Consider the following 11,976-nt stretch of genomic DNA (forward strand, 5'->3'; position numbering starts at 1 on the left):
CGCGACCGCGAGACTGAAATGGCGCGCCGACCCGGACCGCTCTGCATTATTCTGCGTTGAAGAGCTGCAGTTTGCTGTTTTCTGCGCCCGGGGAAGGCTTTAAGGATCGTGCTGCGGGCGCGAAGACAGCCCCCGTCAGACAGCACCGCGCGTCTGCAACGCCCCCCGGTCCCGAGTCCAGAAAGGCCGTTCCCGATGGCGGATACCGTCAAGGCCACCCAGACCGTCATCAAGAAGTACGCCAACCGGCGCCTCTATCACACCGGCACCTCGACCTACGTGACGCTGGAGGACCTCGCCACGATGGTGCAGAACGGCGAGGATTTCGTCGTCTACGACGCGCGCACGGGCGACGACATCACCCGCTCGGTCCTCACGCAGATCATCTTCGAGCAGGAGAACAAGGCCGGCGCCGAGAACCTGCTGCCGGTGGCGTTCCTGCGCCAGCTGATCCGCTTCTACGGCGACAGCATGCGCACGATGGTGCCGAGTTTCCTCGAATTCTCGATGGCGAATTTCGCCAAGGACCAGGACGGCCTGCGCGAGAAGTTCGCCCAGAGCTTCGGCCCCTCGGCGTTCCAGAACGCGATCGAGCAGCAGGTCCGCACCAACATGAACTTCTTCGGCGACGCCATGAAGATGTTCACGGGCTTCGCGCCGCCCGCGCCGGGAGCCCAGCCGACGGCGCCGGCCGCGACTCAGCCCGCGCCCTACGCGGGCGGCGAGCTGGACGACCTCAAGCGCCAGATGCTGGAGATGCAGCAGCGCCTCGAAGCGCTCGCGAAAAAGTAATTCGGCCGGGCCGACCGGACGAAGGGTTGACGATCGGTAAACGTCGGCCCCACCTTTGCGACACGGGCACGGAAACGTGCGGAGAGTGTGCGCATGGTGCGTATCGGAACAGTCAGCCGTCTCGGCCCGACACAGGTCCGCTCCGCCCGGCGCGCGCCGGTCCGGGACGCGGACGGGTCCCCCGAGGCGGCGCGGACGGAGGCCCACGCGCTCGCCCTGATCGACGGGGGACGTCCCGATGAGCCGCCCGGGCCCCGGGCAGCAGAGCGCCCGGCCGNGGCCGCTGACGCCCGAGGTGAACGAGGTTCTCCAGGTTGTGATCGCCGGCAAGGTCGCCACCGCCTACGGTCCGGACTTCACGACGCTGCGGCGCGGCGGCGCCGCGTCGGGCATCGAGGCGATGCTCGGCAGCCCGGCCACCCCGCACGCAGTTGGCCTCATCGCGCGGCTCCCGGAGGATTTCCACGGAGCGGCTCGTCGCGCCGCGTCCGGTCGAGGGCCCGGATCGGCTCCAGTTCGATCGCGTCCAGATCGAGCACCCGCGGGTCGAGCACCTGCGCGCTGCGGTCGATCGGGCTCTTGCGCGGCCCGACCGAGCCGATGAGCAGGTCCTCGTCCTCGACGTCGAGTTCGGATCCCATGCGCAGGGGCTCGCGCCGGCCGCGCGCCGCCATCGCGGCCACGGCGACGATGGCGGCGGCGAAGACCAGAACAGCCAAGATGATGAACAGGCGCTCCATCAGGAGGCCAGCTCTAACCCGCTGTACAGGCCACCGCCACCCCATCGAGCCGTCGTTATCTCCTCGCCGCGTCGCGGCCGTGCCCCCGAGCCCGCGCGGAACGCTCCTTGCGTGGGCTGCCGGACCGGGTAGATGCGGGCAGACCGGAGCCGGGACCGACCGATGCAGCACGAGCCGAGCCGCGAGCCCGAGGAACTGGAGGCGCACCTCCTCGGACTGATCGAGGCCGCCCGGGACCAAGCCCGGGAGGACCCGTTCCGCAACCCCGTCCTGGCCGTGACGCTGGCGATCACCCGGCGCTTCGACCGGAACGAGATCTCGACCGGCGACCTCGACGGGCTGTTCGTGCGCCTGCGCGCCGCCGCCCTGGCGGCGCGGGCGGAACGGCTGCGGGCCTATGTCGGTCTCGATGCCGACCCGGAGGATCCGCAGGCGGGTATCCCCGCCCGGCTCGTGGCGGCGGCCCCCGATCGCCCGGACAGCGTCGAGGCCTTCGCGGCCCTGATCCACCGCACCGCCTTCGCGGTGGTGTTCACGGCCCACCCCACCTTCGGCATGCCGCGGGCCGTCGCCGGCCTCCTCGCCGAGGCCGCGAGCCTGCCCGACGCCAAGGATCGCGCCGGGCTGGTCGCGCGCGCCGCGGCCCTGTCGACCCGGCCCGACGCGCCGATCACACTGGACGTCGAGTTCGAGCAGGCCTGCGCGGCGGCCAACAACGGCCGGCTCGCCCTCGACGCCTTCAACGGCGCCCTGCTCGATGCCGCCCGCGCCCGCTGGCCCGACCGCTGGACCGAGCTGACGCCGCGCCCCTTCGCCATCGCCAGCTGGGTCGGCTGCGACACCGATGGCCGGACCGATATCGGCTGGTGGGACACCCTGCGCTACCGGCTGATCTCGAAGCGGATGCAGTTCGACCGGGTGATGCGCGACCTGCCCGAGATCCCCGCCTGCCGCGAGGTCCGGGCGCTCGCCGAGAACGCCCTGGCGGCGGTGAACCGCCAGCTCACGGTGGCGCCGCGCCTCGGCGACCAGCCGTCCCTGGAGGCGGTGCACCGCTTCGCCCTGGCTCTGATCATCGAGCGCGAGCGCGCCCAGTCCGACGCCGGCGCCCTCGTTTCCGGGCTCACCAAGGCCCTGGAGGCCGCCGACGACGCCGGCGACCAGCGCCGGATCGCCGTCCTGCGCGCGGGGGTCGCGACGCACGGCCTGTCGAACGCCCTGCCGCATTTCCGGCTGAACGCCAGCCAGATCCACAACGCGGTGCGGCGGGTGATCGACCTGGAGGGCGAGCCCACCGACGCGGCCCGACGCCGCTCGCACCTCGCGACGATCCACACGCTGCTGAACGACGTCCGCCCGGTGGCGGTCGATTTCGGGGCGCTCGCGGCCGAGCGCGCCTCGGCGGCGCGGCTGATGATGACGATCGCCCAGATCCTCAAGCACGTGGACGGCACCCATCCGGTGCGCTTCCTCATCGCCGAGACCGAGACCGGCTACACCCTGCTCGCCGCCCTCTGGCTCGCGCGCCACTACGGCATCGCCGACAAGCTCGAGATCACGCCGCTGTTCGAGACGGCGAGCGCCCTCGAGCAGGGTATCCGGGTGCTCGACGACGCCCTGCGCAACCCGCACTGGCGGCAGTACCTGAAGCGCATCGGCCGGCTCACCGTGCAGTTCGGCTACTCCGATTCGGGCCGCTACGTCGGCCAGCTGGCGGCGACCTTCTGGATCGAGCGGCTGCGGCTGCGCATCACCGAGATGCTGGTCCAGAACGGCCTGTCCGACGTCGAGCTCGCGATCTTCGACACGCACGGCGAGTCGATCGGGCGCGGCGCCCATCCGACCTCCCTGCGCGACCGCCTCGCCTACCTCGCCCCCGAGGACGCGCGCGACCGGGCCCGCAAGGCCGGCATCCGGGTCCGGCTCGAATCGAGCTTCCAGGGCACCGACGGCTACCTGCTGTACGGCACCGAGGCGCTGGCGCGCGCGAGCGTCGCCCGCATCGCCGAGCACGTCTACGCGCTCGACGTGACGGAGGAGGACTCGTTCCCGGACTACGCCCTGAACGACCACCCGAAAGCCTCCGACGGCAAGGTCGATCCGATCTACGCCGAGCCGGATTTCGCTCTCGAGTTCTTCACCGCCGCCCGCCAGGACATGGAGGCGCTGGTCGACGATCCGGGCTACGCGGCGCTCCTCGGCACCTTCGGCCCGAGCCTGATCGACCGGACCGGGTCGCGGCCGGTGGCGCGCCAGACCGACAACGGCGGCCCGGCGCGGATCACCCATCCGCGCCAGATGCGGGCGATCCCCAACAACGCGATCCTGCACCAGCTCGGCTTCCTGGCGAACTCGCTCCACGGGATCGGCCGGGCCGCCCAGCGCGGCCCGGACCTGTTCCGCGACATGCGGCGCGACTCGGTGCGCTTCTCCCGGGCCTTCCGGCTGGTCCAGCACGCCGCCTCGGTGGGCGACCTCGACGTGCTGCGGGCCTATATCGACACCCTCGACCCGGCCGTGTGGCTGGAGCGGGCGCGTCGCACCCAGAAGGATTTCCGCCGGGACGAGCTCGTGGTGATCTCGGGCGCCCTGGAGCGCCTCGACCTCGCCCCCGCGCTGCGCAACCTGTTCGGACGCCTGACCCGGGACTGGCTCGCCCTGAGCGCGGCCGCGCCCGACCTGCCCGCCATGTCGGCCCGGCTGACGCTGCTCCACGCCCTGCGCCTCGCGCTGATCCACCGGATCTGGTTCCTGGCGGTGCACATCCCGGGCTTCCGGCCGCAGGCGGGCATCTCCCGCGAGCAGCTGCTGGAGCGCTTCCTGCGGCTGGACATCGACGGCTGCCTGAAACTCCTCGACGCGATCTTCCCGGTCACGCCGGACCCGACGCTGGGCCTCAATTTCGGCGAACCGGCCGGCCCGCGGGACGTCGGCACCTACGAGGCGGAGCACGCCAACCTGTTCCAGCCGATCCGCCGGATGTTCGATCAGGTGCGGGAGATCTCGGGAATGATCCAGCACGAGGTCGGGGCGTTCGGGTAGGTCCGGGCGCGCGAAGGCCTAGCGCCGGGGCTCGACCGACGATCGTCGACTTGGGCAGTTCATCGGAGGCACGCGGGGTTTCTGACCAAGCCATGTGCCATGCGCCGTCGGACTGGTTCGAAGGCCGCTGCGTGCAGGTTCCCGACTGTTTGTTTCTCGTGTCTTCTGCTCGGCGACGGCCAATGAAAACGGACGCCCAGCCTTCGCCAGGATCTGAGCGTGAGCAGTCAGTCCACCTTCGATTGCGGGATGCCGCGAACCGGACACTGCGACAATATCGCTCCCAGTCTCTGAGATATGTTTCGCCGACCCGCGCAGAATCCCCACGGTTCGCTGAAAGGGTTGCAGTCTTTTCGGCGGTTCCGACATGCAGGAAGCGCGGCCTTCGGGACAACGCTCCTCTTTCGGATATTGCATACAAAATGACGAATGACCGATAAGCGTGCGCGCTATCACGCACATCCCTAAATGTGACGCTCCGAGTTCTTGAGATTGTAGACAATATATAATAAGCCACATGCGGATCCATCGGCGGCGCAGCGCTGCCTAGCGGTGCACGCTGAGATGCAACCGGTATTTTCCAGCCAGGACATTCGCCCGCAGGCCAGATTTCAGCGCTGGCGCGAATTCCTGTGCGATCAGATCCCAGACCTGGAACTGGAAAGACTGAATGATCGACCCTTTGTGGCCCGTCTAGATCAGGCAGAATACGGCATCTTGACTGTCGGACGGATCTTCCATGGCTGCGTCTCCTCGAAGTCCTCGAGCCGGTATCGCGGTGCTGAGGACGTGCTCCAAGTGATCTTCAATCTCGAAGGCCGATCATGGTTGCAGCATGACGACCGGGAAGCGCTGAGCCAGACCGGGGACTTCACCGTGACCGCTCAGCGATCGGCTACGGTTGTGACGGAGGAAAGCACTCACTTGGTGGTCAACGTACCCCGTGAGCGCCTGGAGCGGATGCTGGGGCCGAGCCGCTTGTACACCGCCGTCACGGTCGGCCAGGGTTCAGCCTCCGCCAGCCTGACGACATCGTTCTTCCGGCAGTTAAGCGAGGTCGGCGCGTCGCTCAGTCCCGAGGCCGCAGAGCGGATGTCGTTGATCGGGGTTGACCTGATCGTCGCCAGCCTTGCCGAGCGGATTGCCCAGCAGGCACCCCGGCCCGTCCACGGCACCCTGGTGGTCCAGCGCGCCAAGGCCTACGTTGAGGCCAACCTCGCCGACCCGACCCTCGATCCCCTGAAGCTCGCCGCGGCCACGGGTGTGTCGCTTCGCCGACTTCAAGAGCTGTTCCACGAGCGTAGCCAGCACATCTCGGACTACATCTGGGAGCGGCGTCTCTCGACAGCCGCCGCACGGTTGGCCGACCCTGCCTGCGCACACCTCTCCGTCGGCATGCTGGCCTACGGCTGCGGATTCAGCAGCCAAGCGCATTTCGCCCGCCGCTTCAAGGATCGCTGCGGCATGAGCCCGCGGGAGTACCGGCAGGCTAGAAGCAACTCGTGCAGCCGGCGACGTCCGCTTTCGGCGTCGTGTCCGAGTTAGCCGGATCACCGGATCGGGGCAGGAGCAGCGTTCGCCAGTCTCGAGACGTTCCGCAACCGACCCTTGGGCGAATGGCGAAACGCAAACCTCAGCGTCCCTTCCGGACCGTTGCCACAGCCATCTGAATGACCGGGATGGGCGCATCACCGCCTTCGTCGCAGCGAGACATTGGACCGTCTTCGGGGTCCGCACGACCGGAGGTGGGCGTATGGGTCGGGTCGCGGCCATGAAGAAGCGCGGAACGCATCGGAGAACATCGCCCAGCCCCCTGTTCGGTGCCGGAAGGCAGATCCCACTGGCGTCGACGCACCCATCCGGCCGGCCCGAAGGTCCAGTCCACGGAAAGACAGTCCCCGATATCAGGACTTGCCCGCGATTCCAGCCGGCGTCCGTCGGAAGCGCCCCCTGCCCAGCAGCGACGAGCGCTCCTCAAACCGCCTCTACCCGCAACACCGTCCCCGACAGCCCCACCACCCGCACACGCCCGCCGACTGGCAGATCCGGCCCTTGGATCCGCCAGAGCGTGTCGTCGAAGCGGATGCGCCCCGCCCCCTGCACGATCGGCTCGTCGAGCACGGCCTCGCGCCCGATCAGGCCGCGGTCGGCGCGGTTCAGGTCCGGCCCAGACCGCCTGCCGCGGCGCTGGAGGCGCGCCGCGAGCGCCACCAGGGCGACAGCGAGACCGGCGAACAGCAGGGTCTGGCCCTGCCAGGGCATCGGCAGAGCCGCGGCCGCGAGGCCGGTCGCGACGGCGGCGAGGCCGAGCCAGATCAGGAACACGCCGGGCAGCAGGATCTCGGCACCGGCCAGCACGAGGCCGGCGATCACCCAGCTCCAGGCCGCCCCGAGGCCCCCGAGGGTTCCGGCGAGGGAATCGAGCGTCACCGGCGTCAGGCCCGCGGCGCCGCGACGTTCGGCGGGGTCCCGGTGCGCCGGGGCGCGGCGGCGCCGTCGCCGAAGACCGAACGGGTAAGCTCGCCGATGCCGCCGAGGGTGCCGGCGAGCGCCGCCGCCTCGATCGGCACCACCACGACCCGCTGGTTCGGCGCGGTGGCGATCGCCCGCACGGCGTCGACGTACTTCTCGGCCACGAGGAAATTCGCCGCCGCGATGTCGCCCTCGGCGATCGCCCGGCTGACCACCCCGGTCGCCGCCGCCTCGGCCTCGGCGGAGCGCTCCCGCGCCTCCGCGTCGCGGAAGGCGGCCTCGCGCCGGCCCTCTGCCTCCAGGATCGCCGACTGCTTGCGCCCCTCCGCCCGCAGGATCTCGGCGGCGCGCTGCCCCTCAGCCTCCAGGATCGAGGCGCGCTTCTCGCGCTCGGCCTTCATCTGCCGGGCCATCGCCCCCGCGAGATCGGCCGGGAGCACGATGTCCTTGATCTCGATCCGGTTGATCTTGACGCCCCAGGGCGAGGCAGCCGCGTCCATCACCCGGAGCAGGCGCTCGTTGATTTCGTCGCGGTGGGCGAGGAGCTGGTCGAGATCCATCGAGCCGACCACGGTGCGGATGTTGGTCATGGTCAGGGTCGTGGCGGCGAGGTCGAGGCTCGAGACCTCGTAGGAGGCGCGCGCCGCGTCGAGCACTTGGTAGAACACCACCGCGTCGATGGTGACGCCGGCATTGTCGCGGGTGAAGGCCTGCTGGCTCGGCACGTCGATGACCTGCTCCATCACGTTGACCTTGCGGCCGACGCGCTCGACGAACGGCGTGATCAGGCCGAGGCCGGCGTCGAGGCTGCGGGCGTAGCGGCCGAAGCGCTCCACCGTGTAGACGTAACCCTGGGGCACGATCTTCACGCCCGCGGCCAGGGTGATGATCGCCAGCACCGCGACACCCACGGCGAAGACGCTCAGCCCGAACGGAAGCCCCATCGACACCCCTCCCCTGCCGACGCCACGGCCGGCGCGGCTGCGCAGCCTAACAGGCCGCCCGGGGCTCCGCGACCGGGGGCCCGGGGGCCCCCGGGGCGTGCCGCGCCGCGGCGTGAACGGCCACCCGCGCATCTCGATCATCAATGGTTCAGGCCGCCGCGCTTAGGAAGCCGGCAAGCGTCGCGTTCGTCGTCGCTCCAGACCCCGTCAACGCAACGCTTGTTGAAGAAACATTCGGCATGATCCCCGCCACCCTCGCCGCGGAAAGAAGTCCTTTCGCGCCGCTGCGGGCGGCAGAAATCCCCACCCAACCGGACTCGGTGCGCGCGTGAAGATCGCTGTCCTCGCACATCTGAAATACCCGATCGGCCAGCCCTACGCCGGCGGCCTGGAGATGCACACGCATCTCCTGACCGTCGCGCTGAAGCGGCACGGGCACGACGTTACGCTGTTCGCCAGCCGCGGGTCCGACCCGGCGCTCGACCCGGTGATGCTGTGCGATCCGACCGGGGACGCGCTCCATGATCCGGAGCGCGAGGAGGCGATCGACCGGACCGAGCACGATGCGTACCGGCGCATGATGGAGATGGTCGCTGCCGGCGGCTTCGATCTCGTCCACAACAATTCGCTGCACGCCCTGCCGCTGTGCGAGAGCACGCGCATCGGCCTGCCCTGGGTGACGGTGCTGCACACGCCGCCCTTCGAATCCCTGGTCGGCGGCGTGGTCCAGGCCGACCCCGACATGGCCTTCCTGGCAGTGTCGCCGTCGCTCGCGCAGGAATGGGCGCATCTCGTGCCCGGCGCCCAGGTGGTCGACAACGGCGTGGACCTCTCGACCTTCGCGTATTCGGAGGCTGCCGACGACCCGCCCTTCGCCTTCTGGTCGGGTCGGATCGTGCCCGAGAAGGGGCTGCACCTGGCGATCGACGCGGCCCGCGCCGCCGGTCTGCCGCTGACCTTCGCGGGTCCCAAGCTCAATCCCGGCTACTGGGCCGCCGAGATCGCCCCGCGTCTCGGGCCGGACCTGACGCATCTCGGCCATCTCTCCCACCGGGATCTCGCCCACCATCTCGGCCGGGCCCGCGTGGCGATCGTCTCGCCGCGCTGGGAGGAGCCCTTCGGTCTCGTCGTGGCGGAGGCGCTCGCCTGCGGGACCCCGGTGGCGGCCTTCCGGCGCGGCGCCATGCCCGACATCCTCGACGCGTCCTGCGGCCGCCTCGCCCGCCCGGACGATCCGCAGGATCTCTCCGTGGCGATCCGGGACGCAGCCGGCCTGTCGCGCCGGGCCTGCCGCGACCGCGCCGAGGCGCTCTACGACGCCGCCGCCATGACCGGGCGCTACCTGGAAGCCTACGATGCCGTGATCGCGCGCTGCGCCGAGCGGGCGCGGCCGGCCCTGCGCGTCGCCGGAGGACGCGGCTGAACGGCGCCGATCCGCGCGCCGCAATCCGCACCCGAGCCCGGAGCCCGGCGGCACGACGGGCCGCCCCCGACCTCCGCGGCGCACGAGGGTGCCACGGGAGACCTGCCATGACCACGGACGCCGACCACCCGGCACCGCCACCCTGCGTCGTCTGCATCCCCGCCCGGAACGAGGCCGAGCGCCTGCCGCGCCTGCTCGCTTCCCTGGCCGCGCAGAACGGCGTCTCGGCGCGGGCGCCCCTGCGCGTCGTGGTGCTGGCCAACAACTGCACGGACGGGACCGTCCAGGCGGTGCGGGACGTCGAGGCCTCGGGCATCCTCGCGACGCTGACGCTGCGGCTGATCGCGGTCGAGCTCGGCGGCGCGGACGCCCATGTCGGCACGGCGCGGCGCATGGCGCTCGACGCCGGCGCCGACTGGCTGGAGGCCGACGGGGAGCCGGACGGCAGCCTCCTCACCACCGACGCGGATGCCCGCCTGCCGGCCGAGTGGGTGGCGGCCAATCTCCGCGCGCTGGAGGCCGCGGACATCGTCGGCGGCCGGCTGGTGATCGACGACGACGGCGCTCCGGACCCCGCCCTCACGGACCTGCACGCGCGCATCGAGCGCTACTGGTCCGGCGTCCGGCGCCTGGAGGACCTGCTCGACCCGCCGCCCTACGACCCCGCGCCCCGCCACGGTGACCATACCGGCGCGAGCCTCGCCGTCCCGGCCGTCCTGTACCGGGCGGTCGGGGGGCTGCCGGCTCTGCCCTGCGGCGAGGACAACGCCCTGGTCGGGCTTCTGCGCGCCAACGGTGCGCGCCTGCGCCACTGCCCGGACGTGCAGGTGCTGGTCTCGTCCCGCCACCAGGGGCGGGTCTCGGGTGGCATGGCCACCGAGATGCTCCGCCGGACCCGCGTCCTCGACGGGGAGGCCTACCTGCTGCCGGAGGCCGCGCACTGGCAGGCGCTGATCCTGCGCCGCGCGGCCCTGCGCCGGGCCTTCCACCTCGATCCGGAGGCCCGCGCGGCCGCCTGCGCGCGGCTCGGCCTCGACGCGGACGACCTCGCGGCCGTCGGGGCCTGCCCGAACGACATCGCCTTCGTGGAGCGCGCCGACCGGATCCTCGAATCGCGCAGCCCGCCGGCGCGGGACTGTGCCCTCGACCAGGCGGTCGCCGATCTCGACGCCCTCGCCCTGTCCCTGAGGGACGCCGCGTGACCCGCGGCATCGGCTGGTACGTCCATCACCAGGGCGCCGGCCACCTCCAGCGGGCCCGGGCCGTCGCGGGAGCGCTGGACCGGCCCTGCACGATCCTCGGGACCCTCGCCGGGTTCGACACCGCCGGCCTCGACACCGTCGACCTGCCCGACGACCGCCCCCTCGGCGACGCGGCCTTCGACGGCCGGGACGGCGCGGCCGAGCGGCCCGAGGCCCTGCACTACGCGCCGCTCAACCATCCGGGGGTCCGCGCGCGGATGGCGCGCATCGCGGCCTGGGCAGAGCGGGCCGAGCCGGCGCTCCTGGTCGTCGACGTCTCGGTGGAGGTGGCGCTCCTGGCGCGGCTGCTGTCGGTGCCGACCCTGGTGGTGCGGCTGGCGGGGACACGGACGGACCGGCCGCACCTGGAGGCCTTCCGCGGCGCGACGCGGCTGCTCGCCCCCTTCCCCGCCGCGCTCGACGGCGCGGCCGTCCCGGACTGGGTCCGGTCCAAGACCCTCTACGCGGGCTTCCTCGGCGCGCCGGCGCAGGCCCCGACCGAGGCGGGACGCGAGATCGTGGTGGTGTTCGGCCGGGGCGGCGCGGGCGGAAGCCTCGCCGAACTCGCCGCGGCGGCGCGGGCGGTCCCGGACCGGCCGTGGCACGTCCTGGGTCCGGTCTCCGGCGCGGGACCCGCGCCCGACAACCTGCACCTGCACGGATGGGTCCCCGACGTCGAGGCGCGGGTCGCGCGGGCGGCGTTGCTGGTGGGGGGCGGCGGCGACGGCGTCGTCGCCCTGGCCGCCGCGCAGGGGAAGCGCTTCGTCTGCTTGCCGGAGGATCGGCCCTACGGCGAGCAGACCGAGAAGGCCGAGGCGCTCGCGCGGCTCGGGGCCGCGATCGTGCATCCCGGCTGGCCCACGCCCGCGGCGTGGCCGAGCCTAGTCGCGGCGGGCCTCGCCCTCGACCCCGCGGTGATCGGCGGCCTGCACGATCCGGACGCGATCCGGACCTGCGCCGCGACGATCGACGCCCTGGTCCGGGACCTCTGAGCGGCCGGACCGCGACGCTCCGCCACGGAGCGACGCCGAAGCGGGGTCCACTCCGGCGCAGGCGGTTCGGTCCGAGATCAGGAGATCAGGTCGAGCTTCGCCGCCTCGATCCCGTCGGCGCGGATCGTGTCCGGCAGGGACGAGAAATCGCGGTAGCCCGCCTCGCGCGCCATGGCGTCGAGGGCCGTCTGCTCGTCGTCGGCCGCTCCCGTCCAGAGCACCGCGCCGCTCTTCGTCTGCCTGATCTGGAAAATGCTCATCGACCCCTCCCCGGTCTCGAGAAGACCATCGGCCTATTAACGTCGCTATTCATCGCTGGTTGCAGGTCGA

11 protein-coding genes are annotated in these 11,976 nt (G+C 71.5%); 7 read left to right on the top strand and 4 right to left on the bottom strand.

Going from position 1 to position 11,976, the window contains the following annotated elements:
* Nucleotides 1-195 precede the first annotated feature (195 nt).
* A complete protein-coding gene (gene phaR / locus MMR14E_RS14920; protein WP_331315340.1) occupies nt 196-792 on the top strand; it encodes a polyhydroxyalkanoate synthesis repressor PhaR in 597 nt (198 codons plus the stop codon).
* A 437-nt stretch (nt 793-1,229) separates the two neighbouring features.
* On the opposite strand, the gene MMR14E_RS14925 is transcribed toward phaR, so the two are convergent.
* Nucleotides 1,230-1,532 (bottom strand): hypothetical protein, encoded by a 303-nt coding sequence (locus MMR14E_RS14925; protein ID WP_331315553.1) that lies wholly within the window; start codon nt 1,530-1,532, stop codon nt 1,230-1,232.
* Between the two features lie 162 nt (nt 1,533-1,694).
* Here MMR14E_RS14925 and MMR14E_RS14930 point away from each other — a divergent pair, with 162 nt between their 5' ends.
* Both MMR14E_RS14930 and MMR14E_RS14935 read left to right on the top strand, forming a co-directional pair.
* A complete protein-coding gene (locus MMR14E_RS14930; protein ID WP_331315342.1) occupies nt 1,695-4,574 on the top strand; it encodes a phosphoenolpyruvate carboxylase in 2,880 nt (959 codons plus the stop codon).
* 564 nt (nt 4,575-5,138) lie between these two features.
* Nucleotides 5,139-6,119, top strand: coding sequence for a helix-turn-helix domain-containing protein (locus MMR14E_RS14935; protein WP_331315344.1), 981 nt, complete (start codon nt 5,139-5,141; stop codon nt 6,117-6,119).
* A 429-nt stretch (nt 6,120-6,548) separates the two neighbouring features.
* On the opposite strand, the gene MMR14E_RS14940 is transcribed toward MMR14E_RS14935, so the two are convergent.
* Nucleotides 6,549-7,004, bottom strand: coding sequence for an NfeD family protein (locus MMR14E_RS14940; protein ID WP_331315346.1), 456 nt, complete (start codon nt 7,002-7,004; stop codon nt 6,549-6,551).
* 5 nt (nt 7,005-7,009) lie between these two features.
* Entirely contained in the window at nt 7,010-7,990 is a 981-nt protein-coding gene (locus MMR14E_RS14945; protein ID WP_331315347.1) for an SPFH domain-containing protein, read from the bottom strand.
* A gap of 143 nt (nt 7,991-8,133) precedes the next feature.
* On the opposite strand from MMR14E_RS14945, the gene MMR14E_RS14950 reads away from it, so the two are divergent.
* The 4 genes from MMR14E_RS14950 to MMR14E_RS14965 all read left to right on the top strand — a co-directional run bounded on the left by MMR14E_RS14950 (nt 8,134) and on the right by MMR14E_RS14965 (nt 11,646).
* Nucleotides 8,134-8,322 (top strand): hypothetical protein, encoded by a 189-nt coding sequence (locus MMR14E_RS14950; RefSeq protein ID WP_331315349.1) that lies wholly within the window; start codon nt 8,134-8,136, stop codon nt 8,320-8,322.
* A complete protein-coding gene (locus MMR14E_RS14955) occupies nt 8,319-9,413 on the top strand; it encodes a glycosyltransferase family 4 protein (protein ID WP_331315351.1) in 1,095 nt (364 codons plus the stop codon). The genes MMR14E_RS14950 and MMR14E_RS14955 overlap by 4 nt, the downstream gene beginning before the upstream one ends.
* A 107-nt stretch (nt 9,414-9,520) precedes the next feature.
* Nucleotides 9,521-10,615 (top strand): glycosyltransferase, encoded by a 1,095-nt coding sequence (locus MMR14E_RS14960; RefSeq protein WP_331315352.1) that lies wholly within the window; start codon nt 9,521-9,523, stop codon nt 10,613-10,615.
* Nucleotides 10,612-11,646, top strand: a complete 1,035-nt coding sequence (locus MMR14E_RS14965) for a glycosyltransferase (RefSeq protein WP_331315354.1) — start codon at nt 10,612-10,614, stop codon at nt 11,644-11,646. Before MMR14E_RS14960 ends, MMR14E_RS14965 begins: the two co-directional genes overlap by 4 nt.
* 77 nt (nt 11,647-11,723) lie before the next feature.
* Here MMR14E_RS14965 and MMR14E_RS14970 read toward each other — a convergent pair whose 3' ends face one another.
* A complete protein-coding gene (locus tag MMR14E_RS14970; RefSeq protein ID WP_020090787.1) occupies nt 11,724-11,906 on the bottom strand; it encodes a hypothetical protein in 183 nt (60 codons plus the stop codon).
* Nucleotides 11,907-11,976 lie beyond the last annotated feature (70 nt).

Source organism: Methylobacterium mesophilicum (genome assembly GCF_036441335.1).
In the GTDB taxonomy this organism is placed as follows: Bacteria; Pseudomonadota; Alphaproteobacteria; order Rhizobiales; family Beijerinckiaceae; genus Methylobacterium; species Methylobacterium mesophilicum_B.